This is a genomic window from Rarobacter incanus (genome assembly GCF_006715765.1).
In the GTDB taxonomy this organism is placed as follows: domain Bacteria; phylum Actinomycetota; class Actinomycetes; order Actinomycetales; family Cellulomonadaceae; genus Rarobacter; species Rarobacter incanus.
On sequence record NZ_VFNV01000001.1, the window covers coordinates 319055 to 344483 of the forward strand.

21 protein-coding genes are annotated in these 25429 nt (G+C 65.5%); all 21 read left to right on the top strand.

The genetic code is table 11. The features are described from left to right. Positions 1 to 55: 55 nt before the first annotated feature. The 21 genes from mihF (at position 56) to FB389_RS01360 (ending at position 25411) form a co-directional block, all read left to right on the top strand. Positions 56 to 367, top strand: a complete 312-nt coding sequence (gene mihF / locus FB389_RS01255) for an integration host factor, actinobacterial type (protein WP_142111009.1) — start codon at positions 56 to 58, stop codon at positions 365 to 367. Between the two features lie 53 nt (positions 368 to 420). Further along, entirely contained in the window at positions 421 to 945 is a 525-nt protein-coding gene (gene gmk / locus FB389_RS01260; protein ID WP_246043460.1) for a guanylate kinase, read from the top strand. 90 nt (positions 946 to 1035) lie between these two features. Further along, complete coding sequence (gene rpoZ / locus FB389_RS01265) at positions 1036 to 1392, top strand: DNA-directed RNA polymerase subunit omega (protein ID WP_142111011.1); 357 nt, start codon at positions 1036 to 1038, stop codon at positions 1390 to 1392. Between the two features lie 21 nt (positions 1393 to 1413). Then, entirely contained in the window at positions 1414 to 2613 is a 1200-nt protein-coding gene (coaBC, locus tag FB389_RS01270; RefSeq protein WP_142111012.1) for a bifunctional phosphopantothenoylcysteine decarboxylase/phosphopantothenate--cysteine ligase CoaBC, read from the top strand. 933 nt (positions 2614 to 3546) lie between these two features. Next, positions 3547 to 4749, top strand: coding sequence for a methionine adenosyltransferase (gene metK, locus FB389_RS01280; protein WP_142111013.1), 1203 nt, complete (start codon positions 3547 to 3549; stop codon positions 4747 to 4749). A 57-nt stretch (positions 4750 to 4806) separates the two neighbouring features. Continuing rightward, positions 4807 to 7230, top strand: a complete 2424-nt coding sequence (locus FB389_RS01285; RefSeq protein ID WP_142111014.1) for a primosomal protein N' family DNA-binding protein — start codon at positions 4807 to 4809, stop codon at positions 7228 to 7230. An 81-nt stretch (positions 7231 to 7311) separates the two neighbouring features. Next, complete coding sequence (arc, locus tag FB389_RS01290) at positions 7312 to 8967, top strand: proteasome ATPase (protein ID WP_142111015.1); 1656 nt, start codon at positions 7312 to 7314, stop codon at positions 8965 to 8967. 13 nt (positions 8968 to 8980) lie between these two features. Beyond that, positions 8981 to 10597: a depupylase/deamidase Dop gene (dop, locus tag FB389_RS01295; protein ID WP_281282012.1), complete on the top strand. Its 1617-nt coding sequence runs from the start codon at positions 8981 to 8983 to the stop codon at positions 10595 to 10597. A gap of 48 nt (positions 10598 to 10645) precedes the next feature. Beyond that, complete coding sequence (locus FB389_RS01300; RefSeq protein ID WP_142111016.1) at positions 10646 to 10825, top strand: ubiquitin-like protein Pup; 180 nt, start codon at positions 10646 to 10648, stop codon at positions 10823 to 10825. A gap of 42 nt (positions 10826 to 10867) precedes the next feature. Continuing rightward, a complete protein-coding gene (gene pafA / locus FB389_RS01305) occupies positions 10868 to 12226 on the top strand; it encodes a Pup--protein ligase (RefSeq protein ID WP_142111017.1) in 1359 nt (452 codons plus the stop codon). Beyond that, entirely contained in the window at positions 12223 to 13356 is a 1134-nt protein-coding gene (locus FB389_RS01310; protein WP_142111018.1) for an FKBP-type peptidyl-prolyl cis-trans isomerase, read from the top strand. The genes pafA and FB389_RS01310 overlap by 4 nt, the downstream gene beginning before the upstream one ends. Further along, positions 13353 to 14123 carry an imidazole glycerol phosphate synthase subunit HisF gene (gene hisF, locus FB389_RS01315; protein ID WP_142111019.1) on the top strand — a complete coding sequence of 257 codons (771 nt, stop codon included), beginning with the start codon at positions 13353 to 13355 and terminating at the stop codon, positions 14121 to 14123. The genes FB389_RS01310 and hisF overlap by 4 nt, the downstream gene beginning before the upstream one ends. After that, positions 14120 to 14497, top strand: coding sequence for a phosphoribosyl-AMP cyclohydrolase (hisI, locus tag FB389_RS01320; protein ID WP_142111020.1), 378 nt, complete (start codon positions 14120 to 14122; stop codon positions 14495 to 14497). Before hisF ends, hisI begins: the two co-directional genes overlap by 4 nt. After that, the gene (locus FB389_RS01325) at positions 14494 to 15156 is read left to right on the top strand and encodes a Trp biosynthesis-associated membrane protein (RefSeq protein WP_142111021.1); all 663 of its coding nucleotides are present in this window, start codon (positions 14494 to 14496) and stop codon (positions 15154 to 15156) included. Before hisI ends, FB389_RS01325 begins: the two co-directional genes overlap by 4 nt. 67 nt (positions 15157 to 15223) lie before the next feature. Continuing rightward, a complete protein-coding gene (locus FB389_RS01330; RefSeq protein WP_246043461.1) occupies positions 15224 to 15496 on the top strand; it encodes an HGxxPAAW family protein in 273 nt (90 codons plus the stop codon). Between the two features lie 5 nt (positions 15497 to 15501). Then, positions 15502 to 16323, top strand: a complete 822-nt coding sequence (trpC, locus tag FB389_RS01335) for an indole-3-glycerol phosphate synthase TrpC (RefSeq protein ID WP_142111022.1) — start codon at positions 15502 to 15504, stop codon at positions 16321 to 16323. 33 nt (positions 16324 to 16356) lie between these two features. Beyond that, positions 16357 to 17574 carry a tryptophan synthase subunit beta gene (gene trpB, locus FB389_RS01340; protein WP_142111023.1) on the top strand — a complete coding sequence of 406 codons (1218 nt, stop codon included), beginning with the start codon at positions 16357 to 16359 and terminating at the stop codon, positions 17572 to 17574. Further along, a complete protein-coding gene (trpA, locus tag FB389_RS01345; RefSeq protein ID WP_142113386.1) occupies positions 17574 to 18380 on the top strand; it encodes a tryptophan synthase subunit alpha in 807 nt (268 codons plus the stop codon). The genes trpB and trpA overlap by 1 nt, the downstream gene beginning before the upstream one ends. Further along, on the top strand, positions 18377 to 19222 hold the full coding sequence (gene lgt, locus FB389_RS01350; RefSeq protein WP_142111024.1) for a prolipoprotein diacylglyceryl transferase: 846 nt from the start codon (positions 18377 to 18379) through the stop codon (positions 19220 to 19222). Before trpA ends, lgt begins: the two co-directional genes overlap by 4 nt. Positions 19223 to 19380: 158 nt before the next feature. Then, a complete protein-coding gene (gltB, locus tag FB389_RS01355; protein WP_142111025.1) occupies positions 19381 to 23952 on the top strand; it encodes a glutamate synthase large subunit in 4572 nt (1523 codons plus the stop codon). Further along, entirely contained in the window at positions 23945 to 25411 is a 1467-nt protein-coding gene (locus FB389_RS01360; RefSeq protein ID WP_142111026.1) for a glutamate synthase subunit beta, read from the top strand. Before gltB ends, FB389_RS01360 begins: the two co-directional genes overlap by 8 nt. The last annotated feature ends 18 nt before the right edge of the window (positions 25412 to 25429 follow it).

The window sequence follows — 25429 nt, forward strand, 5'->3', positions numbered from 1 at the left end:
GTATAGGTGGGTAGTTTCGCCCTAAGGGACCGCACGCTCATCCAAGGAGATTGACATGGCTCTGCCCTCACTGACGCCGGAAGAACGGTCTGCGGCTTTGCAGCGCGCAGCGCAGGCCCGTGCAGTTCGGGCCGGCGTCAAAGCCGACCTCAAGGCGGGCCGGACCACCATTTCGCAGGTCATAGAATTGGGGCGCACGGATCCGGCCGTGGCCAAGCTGCGCGTCAGTGCTCTACTCGAAGCGATGCCCGGCGTCGGCAGGGTCCGCGCGCAAGCATTACTTGATAAGTACGGCATTGCGGCGTCGCGCCGAATCAGGGGATTAGGCCCCAACCAGGCGGCCGCGTTGGTGGAGAGGTTTGGATAATTAACGACGAGCACGCCGTCCCGCGCCTCACGGTCCTGGCGGGACCGACAGCCGTGGGCAAGGGAACCGTATCGGCGGACATTCGCAAGCGCTACCCGCAAGTGTGGCTATCCGTGTCGGCGACGACGCGCAAGCCGCGCCCCGGAGAGGTTGACGGAGTGCACTACCACTTCGTTTCGGGGGATGAGTTTGCGCGGATGGTCTCCGATCATCAACTGCTCGAATGGGCCGTGGTGCACGGCCGCAACTGGTACGGCACGCCGCGCGCGGCCGTAGAGGAACAACTGTCGCGGGGCGTCCCTTCGCTATTAGAAATCGACCTGGCGGGTGCGCGCCAGGTGCGCGCCGCAATGCCCGAGGCACGTTTCATCTTCCTGGCCCCGCCGTCGTGGGACGAACTGGTGCGCCGGTTGGTGGGGCGGGGAACTGAAGACGAAGAGGAGCGTGAGCGCAGGCTCGCCACCGCGAAGGTCGAACTGGCCGCCGCCGACGAGTTCGACCACGTCGTCGTCAACGACGAGGTATCGCGTGCTACCGATCAGATCGTGGCTCTCATGGGGATCCGGCCGCATGATTGAGTGCGCCGCGTTGGGGGCTGGCGGGCCTCGTCCTTGGCGCTTCGCGCTATAATGATTGTTTGATTCGACCCACCATCACGGAGGACACCTGTGTCAGGAACCGTTGCGAACCCCATTGGCATCACCGACCCGCCTATCGACGAACTGCTTGAGCACGTCGACTCCAAGTACGCGCTGGTCATTTTTGCCTCGAAGCGCGCTCGGCAGATCAACGCTTACTTCTCGCAACTTCACGGTGGACTGCTCGAAAACGTGGGGCCGCTGGTCGAGTCACGCGTGCAAGAAAAGCCGCTGTCGATCGCGATGCGCGAGATCAACGCCGGGCTGCTGAAGATGGAAGAAATCGACCCCAACGCGCAGCCGTCCGCGCAGGATCTGGCCGACTTGGAGGCCAGCTTCGGCCCGGTCGACCCCGGTTTCGGCGACACGCCGAGCTTCAGTAACTGAGTTTCGCGAGCGATTCCGGCAGTGCGCGTAGCTCTTGGTGTCGCTGGCGGAATCGCCGCGTATAAGGCAGTTTTGGTGGCGCGTTCCTTGATGGAGCGCGGGCATCAGGTGCGGGTCGTGCCGACGGCCGCCTCGCTGAACTTCGTCGGCGCGGCAACCTGGGAGGCCATCACCGGTCGGCCCGCTACGGCCGCGGTATTCGAGTCGGTCGAGCGCGTCGAACACGTCGCCCTGGGGCGATGGGCCGACGTGGTCGCGGTGGTTCCCGCCACTGCGGATCTGCTGGCCCGTGCGGTGCACGGGCGGGCGGATGACCTGCTGACCAGTACTCTTCTGACGGCGTCCGGCCCCGTCGTCATGGCGCCCGCAATGCACACCGAGATGTGGTTGCACCCGGCAACCGTTGCGAACGTCGCGTTGCTTCGCGAACGCGGTGTCAGTGTCATTGAGCCGGCTTCCGGTCGCTTGACGGGGGCCGATAGCGGGCCCGGGAGGTTGCCAGACCCCGAGGATCTGGTCGTCGCGATCGAGGCGTTGGACCCGACCGTTGCGCGACCGCTTGCCGGGCGCAAGGTCGCGATCAGCTTGGGCGGTACCCGCGAACCCCTGGACCCGGTGCGATTCTTGGGTAACCGTTCTTCCGGCCGACAGGGGTTCGCTTTGGCGGCCGCCGCGCGGCGCATGGGGGCCGACGTTACCGTTGTTGCCGGGTCCATCGAGGCGCACCCGCCGCGCGGTCTGCCGCTAGTGCGGGTGGGCTCCGCCGTCGAGATGCGCGAGGCGATGCTGGCGGCTTCCGCCGACGCCGATGTTGCGATCATGGCGGCCGCGGTGGCCGACTTTAGGCCGGTTAGCGTCGGGGCGCACAAGATCAAAAAGACGGATGGCGTATCCGCGCCCACAATCGAATTGGTGCAGAACCCCGACATTCTGGCCGAACTGGTGGAGCTTTCCGGGCCTTCGCAGGTGGTCATCGGGTTCGCCGCCGAAACGGGGGACGCGTCCGGCTCCGCGCTCGAGCACGCCCGCGCTAAGGCGCGCCGAAAGGGCGCTGATCTGCTGGTATTCAACGATGTCGCCGCGGCTGAGGTGTTCGGTTCCGGCGATAATTCTGTGGTCTTCCTTGACCGCGACGGAGGGACCGTCGGGGCGGCGGCGGGGTCCAAGGCCGACGTTGCGGCCGCCGTGCTGGCGGCGGCGTGCGACCTGCTGGGCGAGTAGCCCGCGTCCGCTCCCGCGGCGAGTAGTCGGCTTTCCTTCGCGCGGCGAGTCGCGTGCGACCCTTCGCAAGTCGAATGGCGTGAGCCCATTCCCGCCGCGAGTAGCTGGCGTTCCTTCGCGCGGCGAGTTGCGTGCGAACCTTCGCAAGTCGAATGGCGTGAGCCCCTTCACGCCGCGAGTTGCGTGCGCAGCACGCGTATCGAGTCCACCCCGCCTCCGCTGGCTCCTCGCGCAGCCGCCGAGTGCGGGGTTTTGGTTCGAGTGCGGTGGTTTGTGCGGGGGGTTTTGACTGAAAGGGGCGCGCTCGGCGTCTGCGGGGGTGGTCGGGGTCGTCGAGTGCGGGGTTTTGGTTCGAGTGCGGTGGTTTGTGCGGGGGGTTTTGACTGAAAGGGGCGCGCTCGGCGTCTGCGGGGGTGGTCGGGGTCGTCGAGTGCGGGGTTTTGGTTCGAGTGCGGTGGTTTGTGCAGGGGGGTTTGACTGAAAGGGGCGCGCTCGGCGTCTGCGGGGGTGGCCGGGGTCGTCGAGTGCGGGATTTTGGTTCGAGTGCGGTGGTTTGTGCAGTGGTTTTGACTGAAAGGGCCGCGGTCGGCGCGCGCGGGGGTGCGCGTACTCGTCGAGTGCGGGGTTTTGGTTCGAGTGCGGTGGTTTGTGCAGTGGTTTTGACTGAAAGCGGCGCGCTCGGCGCGCTCGGGAGTGCGCGAACTCGTCGAGTGCGGGGTTTTGGTTCGAGTGCGGTGGTTTGTTCAGGGGTTTTGACTGAAAGGGGCGCGCTCGGCGCGCGCGGGGGGGGGGGGGGGGGGGGGGGGGGGGGGGGGGGGGGGTGCGGGATCGAGGCGCGGTGCGGGGGATGCGGGCACTCGTCCGTTCTCTTCACCGTCTCACATCTAGATACGCCTGCGGCCACAGCGTGGGCGAAACCGTAAGATGGAATCCATGCCTGATGACATGCGCCTTTTCACGTCCGAATCCGTAACCGAAGGGCACCCCGACAAGGTGTGTGACCAGATATCGGACGCCATCTTGGATGCGCTGCTCGAACAGGACCAAAACTCACGTGTCGCGGTCGAAACTATGGTAACGACCGGTCTGGTGCACGTCGCGGGGGAAGTGACGACCGAAGCTTACGTCGAAATCCCGCAAATTATCCGCAATGTGGTACGCGAGATCGGCTACACGTCCTCCGACATCGGCTTCGACGGATCATCGTGCGGCGTTTCGGTATCCATCGGACAGCAATCGCCGGACATTGCCCAAGGAGTGGACAAGTCACTCGAATGGCGAGACGATGCGAGCAACACGGGCGACCCACTCGACCTGCAGGGTGCCGGCGACCAGGGCCTCATGTTTGGATACGCAAGCGACGAGACCCCCTCGCTGCTGCCCCTGCCAATCTGGACAGCCCACCGCCTCGCTGAGAAGCTCGCTGCGGTTCGCAAAGGGAACATCATCCCCGGCCTGCGGCCCGACGGCAAGACCCAGGTGACATTCGAGTACGACGGCGACACGCCGGTGCGCCTCGACACCATTGTCGTGTCCAGCCAGCACGATCCCGACTGGAACCAAGCCGATTTGGCGGCCGCTGTGCGCGCGCACGTGATCGACCCGGTGATCGCCGGCCTAGACGTTGACGCATCCAATCCGCGCGTGCTTGTGAACCCAACGGGCACGTTCGTTATCGGCGGTCCGCAGGGCGACGCCGGACTCACCGGACGCAAGATAATCGTCGATACGTACGGCGGTGCGGCGCGGCACGGCGGCGGCGCGTTCAGCGGAAAAGACCCCTCGAAGGTGGACCGGTCGGCTGCATATGCAACGCGATGGGTCGCAAAGAATGTGGTGGCGGCCGGGTTGGCACGCCGCTGCGAGATCCAGGTCGCCTACGCGATTGGCCGGGCCCACCCCGTCGGCCTATACGCCGAAACGTTCGGAACCGAGACGGTGCCCGTCGATCGCATTGCCGCGGCCATCCGTGAGGTGTTCGATCTGCGACCCGCCGCAATAGTGCGCGATTTGGACCTGCTGCGACCGATTTACCGACAGACGGCTGCGTACGGGCACTTTGGGCGCGAGCTAGCCGAATTCACCTGGGAAAAGACAAACAGGGTGGACGAGTTACGCGCCGCCGCAGCACTCTAGTTCCTGGCGGGCGCGGATTAGTTCCACAATGTCGGTGCCCTGTGATGGGATATCTCCATGGCAACTAACGACGCAGGCGATCAGCTGGCCCTCCCGGGTCTGCCGCGCCCGCGTCAACGCCGCCAGGGGCGGTCTTCCGGGGTGCCCATCGCCGCTACGAACCCCGTTGTGCGGGTCATCCCGGACGTCGGTGTGGCGCACTTGGATCGTGAATTTGACTACGCAGTGCCGGTAAAACACGACAACGAGGTGGTTCCCGGGGCCCGAGTGAGGGTTCGTTTCGGGGGCCGAGACGTGGATGCGCTGGTAGTCGAGCGCGGCGATACCACCGATTTCGAAGGCGAATTGCAACCGATACGTCGGGTCATTTCACCGGTGTGTGTCGCGCCGCCCGCGACCTTGGAACTGTGCAGGCGTGTGGCTGACTACTACGCCGCCACCGTAGCCGACGTGTTCGCGGTGGCGATTCCTCCGCGCCACGCGCGCGCGGAAGCGAGCGTCCTGGCCACTGGCGTGGCCAGGGACTCGGGGGCGGCAAACGACCCCGGCGTGAACGAGCGTGATTCGGCGTGGGACGGCGGGCGGGCGGATGCGCCGCGGGCGAGCGGTGCGCTGGTGGACGGCGGGTCAGCGAACGGCTGGCGGGCGAGCGGTGCGCTGGCGGATGCGCCGAGGCCGAGCTGTGCGCGGGCGGATGTGCCGTGGCCGAGCGGTGCGCTGGTGGACGGCGGCTCGGCGAGCGCCGGGCGGGCGGATGCGCCGCGGGCGGCCGCTGTGCCGGTGGGTTCCCCCCGCGTGCCCGGATCGGCACAGCCCAGTTCGGCAGGAGCCGCCTTCCACGCGGTGTGGGGCGACTATCCGGGTGGTTCCGCGTTCTTGAACCGGATCGCTGGTCGCCAAGGCGTGCGGGCGGTGTGGCAGGTGCTGCCGCACGCCCAGCATCCGTGGCCAGCATGGGTGCGGGGAATCGTGTCGGCCGTGCAGACGGTCACAGATGTCGGCCGCGGCGCTGTTGTTGTCGTGCCGGATGACCGCGACGTGACGCTGCTGTGCGCAGCTCTCGCAGAGATCGGCCTGAGCGAGTGGACCCCCGCCAGCCCGGGCGGCTCCTACGTCAGGCTGCAAGCCTCGCAGGGCATTGCCGCTCGCTACGGCGCGTACGTGGCCACGGCTACGGGTCGCGTGCGGGTCGTCGTGGGCACCAGGTCGGCCGCATTTGCGCCTGTCGCAGACCTTGGCCTGATCGCAGTGTGGGACGACGCAGACAGCTCCCATCGAGCGGAACGCTTTCCGCGCACTACCACCCTCGAAGTCGTCCGGATACGCGCCGAAATTGAACACTGCGCAGTGCTGCTAGCGAGCGATGCGGTGTCCCTGCGCGCACACCAACTAACTGACGACGCATGGGCCCACCTGCTCACCGCCCCGCGCCAATTGGTGCGCCACCGCGCACCGCGGGTCAACGCAATCGACGACCTTGAGCGCGAACGCGGCGGGGGAGAAGGGCACACCCGCATGCCCCCGCAGGTGTGGCGGACAATTCGCGACGGTTTGCGCAGCGGCCCCGTTCTAGTCCAGGTCCCGCGCGGCGGGTACATTGTGGCGCTCGCCTGTGCGACCTGCCGGGCTTCCGCGCGCTGCAAGAAGTGCGAGGGCCCCCTGCAAATGACAGCAGGCACGGCACAGAACCAGCGGTTCGACGCGGCTAACGCGCAATGCGCCTGGTGCGGGGCCCTGGGCGGGTCGTGGCGGTGCGCCGAATGCGGTGACACGCACCTGCGTTCGGTGCGCATCGGCTCGCAGCGCACCGCCGATGAACTGGGCAGGGCGTTTCCGCATACGGCAGTTCGCGTGTCGGGACTGGCGTCCAGCACGGGCGTGATTGATGCCGTGTCGGCCCGCCCCGAGCTGGTTGTCGCGACCCCGGGCGCCGAACCGCGCGCCGCAGGCGGGTACGCGGCCGCCGCGCTGCTCGACGCCGACGCGATGGCGGCGGGAGCGCACCTGGACACGGAAGTGCGAGCCTTTGCCAGGTGGATCCGCGCGGCCTCCCTGGTCAGGTCCGCGGATGAGGGCGGAATCGTGTCCATCGTCGCTGGCGGCGCGGTGACGGCGGTCCAGGCGCTAGTGCGCTGGGATCCGGCGGGGTACGCGGCGCGTGAATTGGCCGACCGCCGCCAGGCGCACCTTCCACCCGCCGTCCGGTTCGCCGCACTGTACGGTCCATCGTTTGAGGTTGCGGACGCGGTATCACACCTACGCGGAATTCCGCACGCGACGATCTTGGGGCCCGCCCCCTGGGAAGACGGCGGGGCGAGCAGCCAGGCGCCAACGCTCGAACCGTCGGTGCGGGCGTTAGTGTGCGTGCCGCACCAACAGGGCGCCGAACTGGCGCATCTTATGCGCACCCAAAGGGCTCTGGCCAGCGCAAACAGGAGGTTGGGGCAGACCAGGATAGAACTCGACCCGCAGGACCTGTGAGGCGGGATGGGCAACGCTCTCGCCAGGAAACAGTCCGGCGACCGGTAGGCTTAGAGACGGAAACGCCAGGAAGGGGCACGAATGGACAACGCAGGGTCGTATGCGGCTCACGCCGCGGATACAACGGCCAACGAACTCGCGTTGCTGCGTATCAAGAACGAACGCCTCGTAGAAATGCTCCAGGCCGCGCGCGCCAAAATTGCCGACCTGGATCAACAACTCGAAAGCCTGGCGCAGCCACCCGGGACCTTCGCGACTTACCTCGGCAAAGGCGCAGACGGCACCATTGAGGTTATGAGCGCCGGGCGCAAATACCGGATCAATGCGGGTCCGGAACTCGACGTCGGCGCCCTGCGCCCGGGACAAGAAGTCGCCCTCAACGAGGCAATGACGGCAATTTCGGCATCCGGATGGGAAACGACCGGCGAAATCGTGACCGTCAAGGACGTCCTTGACGACGGGCGCGTCGTCGTAGTGGGACGCGCCGACGACGAGCGGGTTTTGCGCTTGGCGGGACCCTTGCTGGACGGCACGTTGCGCGCGGGCGACGCCGTCACCGCCGACACGAAGGCGGGATTCGCCTTCGAAAGGATCGCGAAGGCGGAGGTGGAGGAACTCGTCCTTGAGGAAGTTCCCGACATCGAATACAGCGACATCGGCGGTCTGGGATCCCAAATCGATCAGATTCGAGACGCGGTCGAATTGCCCTTCGCGCACCCCGACCTGTATCGCGAACACGGTTTGAGACCGCCCAAGGGGATTTTGCTGTATGGTCCGCCCGGATGCGGCAAGACGCTCATCGCCAAGGCCGTCGCGCATTCGTTGGCCTCGGCCCGCGGGGAGCAGCAGGGGAGGGCTCAGCGCAGCTACTTCCTCAACGTCAAGGGCCCCGAACTGCTCAACAAGTACGTTGGCGAAACCGAACGGCACATCCGCCTCATCTTCTCGCGGGCGCGGGAAAAGGCCTCCGCAGGAACGCCCGTGGTGGTCTTCTTCGACGAGATGGAATCGCTGTTCCGCACCCGCGGCACCGGCCTGTCATCGGACGTGGAAACCACGATCGTGCCGCAACTGCTCGCCGAGATCGACGGCGTCGAGCGGTTGGATAATGTCATTGTCATCGGCGCATCGAACCGCGAGGACATGATCGACCCGGCGATCTTGCGGCCCGGGCGCCTCGACGTCAAGATCAAGGTGGAGCGCCCCGACGCGGCCGCCGCCGCCGACATCCTCGCGAAGTACCTGACCGTCGAACTGCCGATCAGTGAGGACGAGGTCGCCGCCTGCGGCGGCGATGCCAATGCGGCCGTTGCCCGCATGCGCGAAGCGGTCGTCGATCGCATCTATGCGCGGGTCCCGGACAACGAGTTCCTGGAAGTGACCTACGCATCCGGAGACAAGGAAGTGCTGTATTTCAAGGACTTCAATTCCGGCGCGATGATTCAGAACATCGTCGACCGAGCCAAGAAGATGGCCATCAAGGCGTTTCTTGACCGCGGGGAGCGCGGCATCACCACCGCCCAGCTCCTGGCGGCATGTTTGGACGAATTCCGTGAAAACGAGGATCTGCCGAACACCACAAACCCGGACGATTGGGCGCGGATTTCCGGCAAGAAGGGCGAACGAATCGTCTTCATTAGGACGATCGCATCCGACCGAGCCAACGCGGTGCGGCCGGGGGCCGATGACGCCCAGCGGCCCGCCGACACTATTGCCGCGACCGGCACATACCTGTAGAAGGAGCCTCCACGTGAGCGTCAATCGCATCATGGGGATCGAAACCGAATACGGCGTCGTGCGGCGCGGCGACGTGTATGCGAACCCCATGCTCATGTCCAGCCAGATAGTGCTCGGCTACCGCGACGCCTTCGCGTCGGGGCGCCGGGCGCGGTGGGACTACCTGGACGAGAACCCATTGCGCGATGCGCGCGGGTTCGAGTTGCAACGCGCATCCGCGCACCCCAGCCTGCTCACCGACGATCCGAGCCGGCCCGCGCCTTCGGGCGACAGCGACGAAGCCAACGCCGGGCACATCGCCGTGCAGGAACAGGAACGCCCCCGCCACGCGCAGTACGAGGATCCCGGTGCGGCGAACGTCATCTTGACGAACGGGGCTCGTCTATACGTCGATCACGCCCACCCCGAGTACTCGTCGCCCGAGGTTACCAACCCCATCGACGCGGTCATATGGGACCGGGCGGGTGAAATAATCATGCGCGAAGGCGCCCGCGAAGCCTCGGCACTGACCGAATCCGACATGGTCGTGTTCAAGAACAACGTCGATGGCAAGGGTGCCAGCTACGGCACGCATGAAAACTACCTGGTGGACAGGGAAGTCCCGTTCGGCAACATCGTGCGGGCCCTGACCCCGTTCTTCGTCACTCGCCCCGTCTACGCGGGCGCAGGCCGGGTCGGCATCGGCCAGCGCGGGGAGATTCCCGGCTTTCAGCTGTCCCAGCGCGCCGACTACATGGAGGCCGAGGTCGGCCTGGAGACAACGATGCGCCGGCCCATCATCAACACGCGGGACGAACCGCACGCCGACCGCGACCGGTGGCGCCGCCTGCACGTGATCATCGGTGACGCGAACCTGTTCGAATTCCCCACCTACCTGAAGATGGGGGCGACAGCGTGCGTGTTGTGGCTCATCGAACAGTGGGGTGACGAACTCGAAATACCGCAACCGATCGCATCATTGGAACTGCGCGACCCGGTCGCGAGCGTCGAGGCTGTCAGCCGCGACCTTACCCTCAGCGCGCAACTGCCGCTGGTGGGCGGCAAGACTGCGTCCGCGGTAGAGATACAGCGCACCTACATTGCGGCGATAAGGGACGAGCGCTCCCGGCTAAGACTGCACGACCACGCGACCGAACGCCTCCTGGCGGACTGGGAAAGCGTGCTGGACGACCTGGTGCGCGACCGCGCCAGCGCCGCCGATCGTGTCGAATGGGCGGCGAAGTTGCAACTGCTTGAGAGGATGCGCGAACGCGACGCATTGGCGTGGGACAACGCGCGGTTGGCCGCATTCGACATTCAGTGGGCGGATGTGCGTCCAGGGCGCGGAATTGCAGCAAAGCTGCGCGCCGCCGGCGCGACCCGCGACCTGGTGACACCGGAGCAGATCGCCGCGGCCGTCACCGCTGCGCCGACGGATACCCGCGCGTACTTTCGCGGCGGTTTGCTTGAGAAGTTCCCCTCCCAGGTCGTTGGGGCATCATGGGATACGGTCATACTCGACGTTCCCGGCAGCGAGACTCTTTCCCGGATTCCCATGCCCGATCCGGCGCGCGGAACGCGCGAGCACGTCGGCGCGATCCTGGATCAAGCAGGCGACGTCGCCGAACTGATTGCGGCACTCGCCCGGTAGCGTCAGGTCACAGCGCACAAACCATGAGCACCTAAGGAGACATAACCCATGGCACAAGAACGAATCAACAGGCCGGGGCCCCGCCCCGACGACGAGCCCGGCGTGGCGGTACCGTCGGCGACCGTGCGCGACAACGCGGTCGATGACCTGCTTGACGAAATCGATGACGTTCTGGAATCGAACGCGGAGGCGTTCGTCAAGGGATTCGTGCAAAAGGGCGGGCAATAGGAACCTCCCTGCCCGCAATACGCACGCAACGATTGGTGATTGATGAGTAAGCGCATATTCGGTATCGAGACGGAATTCGGTATCACGTTCTCCCCGAGCGGGGACCATACGCTGTCGCCGGAAGAACTTGCCCGCAAGCTCTTCCGCAGCGTCGTGGCATGGGGGCGCTCGTCCAATGTGTTCTTGACCAACGGTTCGCGGCTCTACCTCGATGTGGGATCTCACCCCGAATACGCGACGGCGGAATGCGACGCGGTTTCGCAACTGATCGCCTACGACCGCGCGGGCGAACGCATCGTCGAGGACATGCTTCGCGACGCGCAGGCGCAGATCGACGAGGCGGGCATCGCCGGCACCGCACACGTGCTGAAGAACAACACCGACTCGGCGGGTAACTCGTACGGCTGTCACGAAAACTACCTGCTGCGGCGCCAGGGGAACTTCGCGCGGGTGGCGGACCTGCTGGTGCCGCACCTGATAACCCGCCAGATCCTCGTCGGTGCGGGCAAGGTGCTGCCCACCAAGAACGGTGCGACATTCTGCTTCTCGCAGCGAGCCGACCACATCTGGGAAACCGTATCGAGCTCCACCACCAGGTCGCGTCCCATCATCAACACGCGCGACGAACCGCACGCTGACGCCGAAAGCTACCGGCGGCTGCACGTGATCGTCGGCGACTCGACGATGGCCGAACCGACCACGATGCTCAAGGTTGGAGCCACGGATCTGGTATTGCGCCTCATCGAGTCGGGCATCCCCATGCGCGACTTCGCGCTGGAAAACCCGATGCGCGCGATACGCGAAATCAGCCACGACATCACCGGGACCGCGCCCATAACTCTTGCCAGCGGCAAGACGCTGACGGCCATCGACCTGCAGCGCGAATACCTAGCGCGCGTCAAGGACTACCTGGCCGATCACGAACGCATGGAGCACGACGACGCGACCGTCGAATTGTGGGAGCGCGGCCTGAATGCCATCGAGGCCCAGGATTTGAGCCAGGTATCCAGCGAACTCGACTGGGCGATCAAACTCAATCTCATCCGCCGCTACCAGGAACGGACCGGAGCGGACATGGATGACCCCCGGATCGCCCGGATCGACCTGGCGTACCACGACATCAGCCGCGCCCGCGGCCTCTACTACAAGCTTGTGCGAAGCGGTGCGATCCGCACCGTTGTGCCGGAAGCTGATATTGAGCGCGCGGTAGCGGTGCCACCGCAGACCACGCGCGCCAAGCTGCGCGGCGATTTTGTGCGGGCAGCCCTGGCCGCGCACCGCGAGTACACGGTCGACTGGGTGCACCTGAAGGTCAGCGACGAGGCGCAGCGCACGGTGGTGTGCAAAGACCCGTTCAACCCCGTCGACCCGGCGGTTGACCGGCTCCTGGAATCGCTGTGAACGGCGATCGGCATGCGGGAAGCGGCGAGGGTGCCGCGAAGGCGGCCGGTGGCCGTGGCGCTGCGAACTTCGCTCGGCGCGGTCCGGCGGCAAGGGCCGTGCGCGCAGTCATCGCTGCGGTGACCGCCGGTGCCCTTGCGGTCGCCGTGGCGGGGTGCGGGTGGACGGGCCCAAAGCGGACCCAACCAAAACCATCGAAGTCGACCGAGACAGCCACCCCCGACAAGGACGTTGACGTCCTTGAGCATGTGCAGGTCACCGGGACCTGGGACACCAAGCCGGATGTGGCGTTCACCCCGCCCGTCTCGATCACGAAGACGGAAAGAAAGACCCTCATAGAGGGCGCGGGCGGAAAGCTGCGGCCCAATGGGAAGGCGCTGCTGCGGATCCTTGCGATATCGGGGTCCACCGGCGATGAACTTCGCAACGACTTCGACACCCTTCCGCAGGTGTACCGGGTGACGGTTACGGATCTGGGGGAGGCGCTCTACGAGTCGCTGGTCGGGATCAGGGCAGGCGGCAGGGTTTCGATCGCCACATATGACGAGATCCCTCTCATCATGGTCGTGGACGTTCTTCCCATCAATGCCGACGGCACCAAGGTCGCGGATCCGGCCACCGAGTCGAGCGATGGGGAGAAACTGCCCACGGTGGATGGCACCAATATCACCATCCCGAAAAAGTCCGACCCGCCGTCGGTCTTGACGACGTCGGTGCTGATTCGAGGCAACGGTGCGCAGGTCGCGGCGGGCAAGGGTGCGGTGATCCAGTACGAGGCCGTGCGGTGGTCGAACGGGAAGGTGGTCGGTTCCAGCCGGGCGGATGATGCGTTGCCCGTGACGGTGAATGTCGGCTCCGATGCCCTGATCGAGGGACTCGATTCGGCGCTCAGCGATGTCACGGTGGGGTCGCGGATCCTGGTCGTCGTGCCCCCCGGGCAGGCGTTCGGGCTCACCGATGGGAAGTGGAAGAAAGAGACTATGGTGTACCTGATCGATGTGCTTGCCGCGTCCGCGCAGGGCGAGGGATCGAGCAGCGGTAAGGCCGATGACGCCGCTGGCGGCGCGTCCGACACCAAGACCGATACGAAGTCCAAGTCGGAAAAGAAAACCAAGAAGGGTGAGTCGTGACGGTTTCCGTGAGGGTCATTCCGTGCCTCGACGTCGATGCGGGGCGGGTCGTCAAGGGCGTCAACTTCGCGAATTTGCGCGATGCAGGCGATCCCGTCGAGTTGGCGGCGCGGTACAACAAAGAAGGCGCGGACGAACTGACATTCCTGGACGTCACCGCGTCCAGCGGCAACCGCGAAACGATGATCGACGTTGTGCGGCGCACCGCCGAGCAGGTGTTCATCCCGCTCACCGTCGGCGGCGGGGTGCGCGCAGTCGAGGACGTCGACAGGCTACTGCGTGCAGGAGCCGACAAGGTCGCGGTCAATACCGCCGCTATCGCGGACCCTCACCTGATCTCCCGCATCGCCGACCGGTTCGGCTCCCAGGTGCTGGTGTTGTCCGTCGACGCCCGGCGCGTGCGCGAGGGGGTTCCGACGCCATCCGGATTCGAAGTGACGACGCACGGTGGGCGCAGGGGTACCGGCATCGACGCCGTCGAATGGGCGCACCGCGGCGCCGAGCTGGGCGCCGGTGAAATCCTGCTCAACTCGATGGACGCCGACGGCACGCTGGCGGGGTTTGACCTGGACATGTTCGACCGGGTGCGCGCGGAGGTCACCGTGCCGCTGATTGCATCCGGTGGGGCCGCCCGGGCCAGCGACTTCGCCCAGGTTGCCCACCACGGCGCAGACGCGGTGCTGGCGGCCAGCGTCTTCCACTACGGTACCTTGACAATTTCGCAGGTCAAGGAGCAAATGCGTGCGGAGGGGGTGATCGTTCGATGACGGAATTGGATCCTCGCATCGCGCAGCGCCTGAAAAGAGACCCCAACGGGTTAGTTGCCGCAATCATTCAGCAGCACGACACCGGCGAAGTTCTGATGCTCGGTTGGATGGACGACGAGGCGCTTGCGCGCACCCTGACTACCGGAAGGGTGACGTTTTTCAGCCGTTCCCGGCAGGAATACTGGCGCAAGGGGGATACCTCGGGGCACGCGCAGTTCGTGCAGTCCGCGCAGATCGATTGCGACGGCGACGCCCTGCTGATCCGCGTCAACCAGATCGGAGCCGCCTGCCACACCGGGGAAAGGACGTGCTTCATCACGGGAGGCGACCTCGGTGCCGTGCCGGCGACGGCCGAACAGCTTTCCCAAAGATGAGCGACAAAACCCCACGCGCCGAGGCGCCTGCAGCCCCAGTACCGGCGCGGAACGCGAACACGAACATTCCCCGCGCCGCCGCAAGGCTCCCGGTTCTTACCCGTGCACGCGCATTCCTCGTGATGGCCGCGGGGGTGATAGCGATCGGAGCCTCCGGCTCTCCGACGTGGATAACGGCGCAGTCCACGACCGTGGTCGGAAAGGTCGAGGTGGCGCTGAGCGGGTTCACCGCCCAGGCGCTGGTCGCTCCGGTGGCGCTCTTGGCGGGGGCGGCAGCGCTAACATCGCTCTTGGGGGGGCGCGCGGTGCGCGTCCTGTGCGCCGCGATCGCGGCACTCGCCAGTGCGGGACTTGCTATCGTCACGGCCGACACGCTCGCCGACCCCGCGGGGGCAGCCGCCGCGGCGCTGAGCGAGAAAACCGGAGTCGCGATCGTCGATTCGGCCAGCGTAACCCCGTGGGGGTACGGGGCCTTGGCGGTGGCGGCGCTCGTCGCTGTCGCGTGCATCGTTGTCGCGGTGCTTCCCGCACCCGCCCGCGTGACCACGCGATTTGATGTCACTGCCCGCGGCGATATGTCAGCAAATGCCCCCAACCAGGTGTCGAGCGCGGAAAAGTGGGCGGCGCTGGATCGCGGGGAGGACCCCACGAGCGAGTGAGAGTGTCGGGCCCCGCCGTAAGGCGGGTAGGCTGTAACCAGTATTGGCGAGGGGAGAGGTAGAACCGATGTCTCAGGACTCACACAAGGCGGTAAGCACCCAGGACCGGTTTGCGATCGAGCAGCCGTTCGAACTGCCGGACGACCAACCTAACCACAACGAAGGGCGCACGCTAGCGGCCTGGTTCGCGATGCTCGGAATCGTGCTCGGGGCGATCGTCGCCACGCTGGGTGTTTGCCTGGGTCAGTACGTGATCATCGCGGTCGGCGCGGCCGTAGTAGTGGCCGCGCTTCTGGGCGGCTACTTTCTGCGCCTGGCCGGCCAGGGTCAACCACGGTAGGGCTGATGGCCGTGGGCACAGTTTTAGACACCATCATCGCTGGCGTGCGCGAGGACCTCGCGGTGCGCGAAGCGGCCACCCCGCTCGCCGAGCTGAAGGACCGAGTTGCGCGGCGCGACAGCGCCATCGACGCCTACGCCCGTCTGCGAAAGGGCGGCGCGTTATCGGTGATAGCGGAGGTCAAGCGGGCAAGCCCGTCAAAGGGCGCGCTGGCCACAATCGCCGATCCGGCCGCGCTGGCCAGCGAGTACGAGGCCGGCGGTGCAACCATGATTTCCGTTCTCACCGAGCAGCGCCGGTTCGGCGGATCCCTGGACGATCTGGCGGCCGTGCGTAAGGCCGTCGACATCCCGGTACTGCGCAAGGACTTCATCGTCACGCCTTACCAGGTGTGGGAGGCGCGCGCCTACGGGGCCGACGTGGTGCTCTTGATCGTTGCCGCCCTGGAGCAGACGGTGCTGGAATCCCTCATCGAGCGCGTGCACTCCTTGGGCATGGCGGCACTGGTCGAGGTGCACACCGAGCAAGAGGTGGAGCGGGCGGTGGTCGCCGGGGCGCGCATCATCGGCGTCAACGTGCGGAATCTCAAGACGCTCGACGTGGATCGTGACGTATTCGCAGCGGTCGCACCATTCATCCCAGACCACATTGTCAAGATCGCCGAATCCGGTGTGCGCGATGCGCACGATGTCGTTGAATATGCCCGCGCGGGTGCCGATGCCGTCCTGGTCGGCGAGGCCCTGGTCACGGATTCAACGCCGCGGCTCTCCGTCGCAAACCTTGTCGCCGCGGGGGCTCACCCGTCGCTGCGGGCAGTACGTCACTGACCTAGGCGCCACGGGCGCCAGAAAGAACAATTCGTGTCTGACACTGTGAATCACATTTCGGGGCCCTACTTCGGCGATTTCGGCGGGCGCTACGTCCCCGAAGCCCTTATCGCGGCACTCGACGAACTGGATAGGGAATATCACGCCGCCATTGTCGATCCGCAATTCGTAGCGGAGCTACGCCGATTGGAGCGCGACTACACCGGCCGACCCAACCCGCTGACGGAGGTTCCCCGGTTCGCCGCGCACGGCGGCGGCGCCCGCATTTTCCTCAAGCGTGAGGACCTCAACCACACCGGTTCGCACAAAATCAACAATGTCCTCGGGCAGGCGCTGTTGGTCAAGCGGATGGGCAAGACCCGCGTGATCGCCGAAACGGGAGCCGGGCAGCACGGCGTCGCGACCGCGACCGCGGCGGCGCTGATGGATCTTGAGTGCGTCATCTACATGGGCGAGGAAGACACGCGCCGGCAGGCCCTGAACGTGGCGCGCATGCGCCTTTTGGGCGCCACGGTGGTTCCGGTGACGATCGGGACGCGCACCCTCAAGGACGCGATCAATGAGGCGCTGCGAGACTGGGTCGCCAACGTCGAAAACACCCACTATCTTCTCGGTACGGTGACCGGGCCGCACCCGTTCCCCGAGATGGTTCGCGAGTTTCACTCGGTCATCGGCAAGGAGGCACGCGAACAGGTGCTGGCCGCGACCGGCCGGCTGCCCGACGCGGTGGTCGCCTGCGTGGGCGGCGGATCGAACGCCATGGGCATTTTTTCCGGGTTCCTCAACGACGACGCCGTCAAGCTGTACGGCTTCGAAGCGGGGGGAGAGGGCATCGACTCGGGGCGGCACGCGTCGCGCTTTTCGGGTGGCGCTCCCGGTGTGCTGCACGGCGCTCGTTCGTATCTTCTGCAAGATGAGGACGGCCAAACCCTCCCCAGCCACTCCGTATCCGCGGGGTTGGACTACCCGTCGGTGGGACCCCAGCATTCCTATCTGCACGATATTGGACGGGTCGAGTACGCGCCCATCACCGATACGGAGGCGATGGAAGCGTTCGCGTTGCTGTCCAAGACCGAGGGCATCTTGCCCGCCATCGAATCCGCGCACGCGCTGGCGGGCGGGCTCAAGGTTGCAGGCAAACTCGGCCCCGACGCGGTTGTCATCGTCAACCTTTCGGGGCGCGGCGACAAGGACGTAGAGACGGCCGCGAAGTGGTTTGGGCTGGTTCCGAGCGAACAGGAGGCGAAGTGATGGTGAGCACCGCAACCAGACTCGCAGCAATCAAGGACGAGTCCCGCGCCGCCCTGATCGGGTACCTCCCTGTGGGGTTCCCGACCGTTGAGGGATCAATTGAGGCTGCCCGGACGCTGGTCGAGAACGGCGTCGACATCCTGGAGCTGGGGATTCCCTACACCGACCCGGTGATGGATGGCCCCACGATTCAGCACGCGGTCGATCAGGCGCTTGCAGGCGGCACCAGGGTGGACGATGTCTTCACCGTGGTCGCAGCGCTGGCGGATCTTGACGTGCCCGTGCTCGTGATGAGCTACTTCAATCCGATTCTGCGACGCGGCGTCGCGAAGTTCGCGAGCGACCTGGCCGCGGCGGGCGGCGCGGGCATCATCACCCCCGATCTGATTCCCGATGAGGCGTCCGAGTGGATCGAGGCCGCGGACGCTGCCGGGCTCGATCGGGTGTTCCTGGTGGCGCCCAGTTCGACGCCCGAACGCCTGGCCCTGACCGCCCGCGCATGCCGCGGGTTTGTGTACGCGGCCTCGACCATGGGCGTGACCGGGGAACGGACACAGGTGGGAAGCGCCGCGCGCACCCTGGTGGAGGATACGCGCGCCGCGGGTGCGGCCAACGTGTGTGTCGGGCTCGGAGTGTCCACGCGCGAACAGGCAGCCGATATTGCTTCCTACGCTGACGGCGTGATTGTGGGATCGGCGTTCGTCAAAACGCTGCTCACGGATAAGCCGTTCGCGCAACAGCTGGATGATTTGGCCCACGTTGCCCAGCAGCTTGCCGCCGGAGTGCGCGAAGGCGCGCGACCGTGAGGGGAAGCGGGGAAACGGTCCTCGCTTCGATCCCCAGCCCCACCTGGAACGCATTCCACCTGGGGCCGCTCACGATCCACGCGTATGCGCTGTGTTTGCTTGCCGGGATCGGCGTTGCCGTTTGGTGGACCGCGAAGCGATGGCAGGCCAGGGGCGGTGACCCCGATGCGATCTATACGATCTGCTTGTGGGCCGTTCCCTTCGGAATCGTCGGCGGCAGGATCTACCACGTCATCACCAGCCCGGATCAGTACTTCGGTGCGGGAGGAAACCCGGTCGCGGCCCTATACATCTGGAACGGCGGGCTGGGAATTTGGGGTGCGATTGCGCTTGGCGCTGTCGGCGCGTGGCTTGGGTGCCGCTCGACGGGGGTGTCGATCATTGACTTCGCTGACGTGGCGGCGCCGCCCATCTTGCTGGCGCAGGCGATCGGACGCTGGGGCAACTGGTTCAACCAGGAGCTATTCGGCGGCCCGACCGACCTTCCGTGGGCGCTCAGCGTGTCACCGGGCATTGCCCAGGCGGCCGGATACGCGCCCGGAACGACCTTTCATCCCACGTTTTTGTACGAGTCGCTGTGGTCGCTCCTCGGCGTCGCGCTGCTGTTGCTGTGCGAGCGCCGCCTTCGGATGCGTCGCGGTCAGGTATTCTGGCTATACGTGCTGATCTACACCACCGGACGATTGTGGGTAGAGATGTTGAGAGTTGACCAGGCCCACCACTTCCTGGGCCTGCGGCTCAACGTCTGGACCGCAGTGGTACTTCTGGTTGTATCCGCAGCAGCCGTCGTAACGCTTGGGAGAAGATCTTCAAGCATCGGCCCGACTCCGGGCGCCGACTAACACCCCGGTCGGCGTTCAGCCATGGCCCCAAGCCCTGTTATCCTGGGGCGACGCTGCCGACTGATCGGCACAAAAATTATGCCCCGGTTGCCCCCCGCCGTGGGCCAGCACGATTTTCACCGCAGAGTTTGTGGCAGGTGAATGTAAGGACGGTGCAAATGAGCACGCCGGTGAGTTCATCCGGTCCGTACGCCCAGTGTGGTTACCCGGCACAGGGCTTGTACAATCCAGAGGCAGAGCATGATGCCTGCGGTGTCGCCTTCGTCGCGACGTTGCGCGGTACCGCGGGACGAGACATCGTCGATGCGGCGCTGACCGCGCTCGAGAATCTGGACCACCGCGGTGCCGTTGGCGCTGAAGAAAACTCCGGCGACGGTGCGGGCATCCTCACGCAGATTCCCGACGCGTTCTTGCGCGACGTTATCGACGCCGAACTTCCCGCGGTCGGGCACTACGCCATCGGCATCGCGTTCCTGCCAGGCGAGCTGGCGGCGGCCGACCAGGCGGCTACCGGAATCGAGAAGATCGCGGCGCAGGTCGGACTCGACGTTCTGGCGTGGCGCGACGTGCCCGTTGACCCCGACCTTGTGGGCCCGACCGCCCGCGCGTCCATGCCCACCTTCCGCCAACTTGTCGTGGCGGCCCCCGACCGCGCTGTGAGCGGTTTGGCCCTTGACAGGGTGACCTACCGGTTGCGCAAGCGTGCAGAAAACGAGCTGGGAGTCTTTTTCGGCTCGCTATCTGCGCGCACCCTCACCTACAAGGGCATGTTGACCACCGGTCAACTTGCCCTTTTCTTTGCGGATTTGCGCGACGATCGTTACGCCTCGGAACTGGCACTGGTGCACTCGCGCTTTTCCACCAATACGTTCCCGTCTTGGCCGTTGGCGCAGCCATTCCGGATGATTGCGCACAACGGCGAGATCAACACGGTGCGCGGCAACCGCAACTGGGTTGCGGCCCGCCAGGGCATGATGGAATCCGAGATTCTGGGTGACATGGCAGACCTCCTGCCGGTGTGCTCGCCCGGGTCCTCCGACTCGGCGAGCTTCGACGAGGTCCTGGAGCTGCTGCACCTGGCGGGACGCGAGCTGCCGCACGCCGTCATGATGATGATTCCGGAGGCGTGGGAAAACCACACGCAGATGCCCGCCGACCTGCGCGCGTTCTACGAGTTCCACGCGAACCTCATCGAGCCGTGGGACGGTCCTGCCTGCCTGAACTTCACCGACGGCACGCTCATCGGCGCCGTCCTGGATCGCAACGGGTTGCGCCCCGGACGTTACTGGGTGACCGATGACGGCCTCGTGGTGCTCGCCAGCGAATCCGGGGTCCTTGACATCGATCAGGCCAAGGTCGTGCGCAAGGGGCGCCTGGAGCCGGGCAAGATGTTCCTCGTCGATACTGCCGCCGGCCGGATCATCGAAGACAGCGAAATAAAGAGCCAGCTGGCGCGGTCCAGGCCGTACGGTGAATGGATCAAGGACAGGGAAATCTACCTCGAAGACCTTCCCGACCGCGAACACGTCGCGCACTCATCGGCTTCCGTGGCTCGGCGCCAGCGCGCCTTCGGCTACACCGAAGAGGAATTGAAGGTCATCTTGACCCCGATCGCCAACACGGGCGCGGAACCGCTCGGCGCGATGGGAACAGATACCCCGATAGCCGTGCTCTCGGAACGACCGCGGTTGCTCTTCGACTACTTCACGCAGATGTTCGCGCAGGTCACCAACCCGCCGCTCGACGCGATTCGCGAAGAACTAGTGACATCGATCGGTGGCGCCATTGGCCCCGAACCCAACCTGCTATCGGATTCGCCCGAGCACGCGCGCAAACTGGTGCTACCGTTCCCGGTGCTTGACAACGACCAGCTTTCCAAGATCGTGCACGTCGATCGCTCCGAGTTGGGCCGCAAATCCAACTTCCGGGCGCACACCCTGCGCGGGCTCTACCGAGTGGACGGTGGCGGTGCGGCGCTGCGCGAGCGGCTGCAAGAGATTTTCGCCGAAGCAGATGCGCAGGTTGCCGCCGGAACCAGCTTCCTGGTGCTTTCCGACCGCGATGGCGACAGCCAGTATGCGCCGATTCCCTCCCTGCTGTTGCTCAGCGCCGTCCACCAACACCTGCTGCGCCGACACACTCGCACTCAGGTGTCCCTGGTGGTCGAGGCCGGCGACGTGCGTGAAGTTCACCATATTGCGTTGCTCATTTCCTACGGCGCGGCCGCGGTCAACCCCTACCTGGCCATGGAAACGGTCGAGGACCTGGCAACCCGTGGCTACCTCAGCGTGGACCCGGAGAAGGCGGTCAAGAACCTGATCAAGGCGCTCGGCAAGGGCGTTTTGAAGGTCATGAGCAAGATGGGCATATCGACCATCGCCTCCTACCGCGGCGCACAGGTGTTCGAGGCAGTGGGCCTGTCCCAAGAGGTAATCGACGAGTACTTCACGGGAACGACATCGCGCCTTGGCGGGATTGGCATCGACGTGATCGCGGACGAGGTCAAGGCCCGCCACGACAAGGCCTACCCCCGATCCGGGAACCTTGCGCCCCACCGCGCGCTCGAAATCGGCGGCGAATACAAGTGGCGCCGCGAGGGCGAACCTCACCTGTTCGACCCCGAGACTGTATTCCGCCTGCAGCACGCGACGCGGACGGGCCGTTACGACGTCTTTCGCCAGTACACGAAGAAGATTGACGATCAGGCCAAGCGCCTTATGACGCTGCGCGGTCTGCTCGAAATGCGGCCGGTCGGCGAACCGATTCCGCTGGATGAGGTCGAACCCGTCAGCGAGATTGTCAAGCGCTTCAACACCGGCGCCATGTCGTACGGCTCGATTTCCCGCGAAACTCACGAGACACTGGCCATCGCGATGAACGCATTGGGTGGGCGGTCAAACACGGGTGAAGGCGGTGAGGATCCGGAGCGCCTGCACGACCCCAAGCGTCGTTCGCGGGTCAAGCAGATCGCGTCGGGCCGATTCGGAGTGACATCGGAATACCTGACCTTTGCCGACGACATCCAGATCAAGCTAGCCCAGGGTGCCAAGCCCGGCGAAGGCGGGCAACTGCCCGGACAAAAGGTGTACCCATGGGTGGCAAAGACCAGGCACTCGACCCCGGGAGTCGGCCTGATTTCCCCGCCTCCGCACCACGACATTTACTCAATCGAAGACCTTGCGCAGTTGATTCACGACGCCAAGAACGCGAACCCGCAGGCGCGGGTCCACGTGAAGCTGGTCAGTGAGTTCGGCGTGGGCACGGTCGCCGCCGGCGTCTCGAAGGCCCACGCGGATGTCGTGTTGATTTCGGGTCACGACGGAGGCACCGGAGCAAGCCCGCTCACTTCCCTCAAGCACGCGGGAACACCGTGGGAAATCGGTTTGGCCGAAACCCAGCAGACCCTCGTGCTGAACAACCTGCGTGACCGCATCACGGTGCAGGTCGACGGCCAGCTCAAGACCGGCCGCGATGTCGTTATCGCCGCCCTTTTGGGCGCTGAGGAATTCGGGTTCGCAACCACGGCAATGGTGGTTTCCGGGTGCATCATGATGCGCGTGTGCCACCTGGACACCTGCCCCGTCGGTGTCGCCACCCAGAACCCCGAACTGCGCGCCCGCTTCACCGGCAAGCCCGAATTCGTGATCAACTTCTTCGAATTCATTGCGCAGGAGGTCCGCGAGCACCTGGCCGCGCTCGGATTCAGGTCGATCGACGAGGCCGTGGGCCGCGTCGACGCGCTGGATGTCGGGGCCGCCGTCGGTCACTGGAAGACGACGGGCCTCAACCTCGAGCCGATCCTCGCCCAACCGTCGCTGCCGCCGGGCTCCGCACCGCGCCGCGTCAAGGGCCAGGACCACGGCCTGGACCGCGCACTCGACAATGACCTGATCGCGTTGGCGGCGGATGCGCTCGAAACCCGAACGCCCGTGACTATCAGCCACACCGTCCGCAACGTCAACCGCACGGTCGGCACCATGCTCGGGCACGAGGTGACGAAGCGGTTCTGGGCCGACCCGCTGCCCGACAACACGATCGATGTGACGTTGACCGGATCCGGCGGGCAATCCTTCGGTGCGTTCCTTCCGCAGGGCGTGACCCTGCGCCTCCTCGGCGACGCCAACGACTACGTCGGCAAGGGCCTTTCCGGCGGACGCATCATCGTGCGGCAATCCGCAGATTCCGTACTGTCGGGTGCCAGCAACGTGATAGCAGGCAACGTCATCGGCTACGGCGCAACCTCCGGGCAGATTTTCTTGCGGGGGCTTACCGGCGAGCGATTCGCGGTGCGAAACTCGGGCGCGACCCTCGTCGTCGAGGGGGTTGGCGATCACGGGTGCGAGTACATGACCGGGGGGACCGTGGTGGTTCTGGGACGCACCGGACGAAACTTCGGCGCTGGCATGTCCGGGGGTACCGCATACGTCCTTGACCTCGATGAGGAACGGCTCAACGTCCAGGCACGGGACGGGGAACTGCTGCGGCGGCCGCTGACGCAGGAGGAGGCGGAACTCGTCCAAAATCTGATTGAACAGCACTTGGAAGAGACCGATTCACCCGTGGCGCGCGAGCTCTTGGCGGACTTTGCGAAGACTCGTGCCCGCTTCACCGCGCTCATTCCAGCGGAATACAACCGCATGCGCACGGTTTTGGCGCAAGCCGAATCCGACGGCATCGACCTGACCGCTCCCGGCCAGTGGGAGAAGATTTTGGAGGTTGCACATGGCTGACCCACGTGGATTCCTGAAGTACCGCGAACGTGAACTGCCAGCCAACCGTCCGGTGGCTGTGCGGCTGCGGGATTTCCGCGATGTGCACGAGCACCGCGATCAGGCTTCGCCGTTCCTCAAGGAGCAGGCGAGCCGGTGCATGGACTGTGGCATCCCGTTTTGCCACCAGGGTTGCCCGCTTGGCAACATCATTCCGGAGTGGAACGATCTGGTGCGCGAGGGGCAGTGGGCCGACGCCATCGATCGCCTGCACGCGACAAATAATTTCCCCGAGTTCACCGGGCGGGTTTGCCCCGCCCCGTGTGAGGACGCCTGCGTGCTGGGCATCAACCAGCCACCAGTGACGATCAAGAACTTCGAAGCGGAGATTATCGACGAGGCCTACCGGCGCGGTTTGGTCACGCCGCAGGTTCCGCAGCGGTTTACCGGCAAAACTGTAGCGATCATCGGTTCTGGGCCCGCGGGTCTTGCTGCCGCGCAGCAGCTGTCGCGAATCGGGCACACGGTCGCGGTGTATGAGCGCGACGACGCGATCGGCGGTCTGCTGCGCTATGGAATTCCCGACTTCAAGCTCGAAAAGGAGCTGATCGACCGGCGGATCGAACAGATGCGTGCCGAAGGGACCGTATTTCGCACCGGAGTCGAGGTGGGGCGCGACATCTCCTGGAACGATCTGCGTGATCGGTACGACGCGGTCGTGATTGCGACGGGTGCGACGGTGCCGCGGGAGCTGGCTTTGCCCGGTCGGGAACTGGCCGGGGTCCACTATGCGATGGAATACCTGGTGCGTTCGAACCGCGAGACCTCGGGCCGCGTGGTCACCGATCCGATCAATGCCGCCGGAAAGCATGTCATCGTCATCGGTGGTGGCGACACTGGATCGGACTGCATAGGAACCGCGTTGCGTCAGGGGGCGGCGTCGGTAACGAACCTGGCGATCGGCCGGGAGTTGCCCCACGTTCGCCCCGATTCCGAGCCGTGGCCCACCACGCCGCGCCTTTACGAGGTGTCGACCTCCCATGAGGAGGGCGGGGAACGCAAATTCCTGGCCTCGACTGTGGCCTATGTCGGTGACGAGAACGGGCACGTTCGGCACCTGCGTGTCTCAAAGACGCAGTATCTGGACGATGGTCGGCGCGTTCCCACGCCCGGAACCGAAGAGGATCTGCCAGCAGATCTTGTCCTGATCGCGATGGGCTTCACGGGACCCGAGACCAGCACCATGGAAGGCAGCCTTGACCTACCCGTAACCACTCGCAAGTCTTTTGCCCGCAACGATGGGTTTGCGACTCAGGTACCCGGGGTCTTTGTTGCAGGCGACGCCGGACGCGGGCAATCCTTGATCGTCTGGGCAATCGCAGAGGGCCGTGCCGCCGCCGCATCGGTCGACGTATACCTGCGGGGCCGCACTGAATTGCCTGCACCCGTTTCCGCAAGCTCAGTGGCATTGCGCGCCTAAACACATCCTGGGAGAGCG

Excerpts from the sequence above, each read along its gene's own strand:
- arc (WP_142111015.1), top strand. The coding sequence starts at position 7,312 with ATGGACAACGCAGGGTCGTATGCGGCTCACGCCGCGGATACAACGGCC.
- mihF (WP_142111009.1), top strand. The coding sequence starts at position 56 with ATGGCTCTGCCCTCACTGACGCCGGAAGAACGGTCTGCGGCTTTGCAG.
- FB389_RS01300 (WP_142111016.1), top strand. The coding sequence starts at position 10,646 with ATGGCACAAGAACGAATCAACAGGCCGGGGCCCCGCCCCGACGACGAG.
- trpC (WP_142111022.1), top strand. The coding sequence starts at position 15,502 with ATGGCCGTGGGCACAGTTTTAGACACCATCATCGCTGGCGTGCGCGAG.
- pafA (WP_142111017.1), top strand. The coding sequence starts at position 10,868 with ATGAGTAAGCGCATATTCGGTATCGAGACGGAATTCGGTATCACGTTC.
- hisI (WP_142111020.1), top strand. The coding sequence starts at position 14,120 with ATGACGGAATTGGATCCTCGCATCGCGCAGCGCCTGAAAAGAGACCCC.
- gltB (WP_142111025.1), top strand. The coding sequence starts at position 19,381 with ATGAGCACGCCGGTGAGTTCATCCGGTCCGTACGCCCAGTGTGGTTAC.
- FB389_RS01325 (WP_142111021.1), top strand. The coding sequence starts at position 14,494 with ATGAGCGACAAAACCCCACGCGCCGAGGCGCCTGCAGCCCCAGTACCG.
- FB389_RS01360 (WP_142111026.1), top strand. The coding sequence starts at position 23,945 with ATGGCTGACCCACGTGGATTCCTGAAGTACCGCGAACGTGAACTGCCA.
- FB389_RS01285 (WP_142111014.1), top strand. The coding sequence starts at position 4,807 with ATGGCAACTAACGACGCAGGCGATCAGCTGGCCCTCCCGGGTCTGCCG.
- metK (WP_142111013.1), top strand. The coding sequence starts at position 3,547 with ATGCCTGATGACATGCGCCTTTTCACGTCCGAATCCGTAACCGAAGGG.
- FB389_RS01330 (WP_246043461.1), top strand. The coding sequence starts at position 15,224 with ATGTCTCAGGACTCACACAAGGCGGTAAGCACCCAGGACCGGTTTGCG.
- trpA (WP_142113386.1), top strand. The coding sequence starts at position 17,574 with ATGGTGAGCACCGCAACCAGACTCGCAGCAATCAAGGACGAGTCCCGC.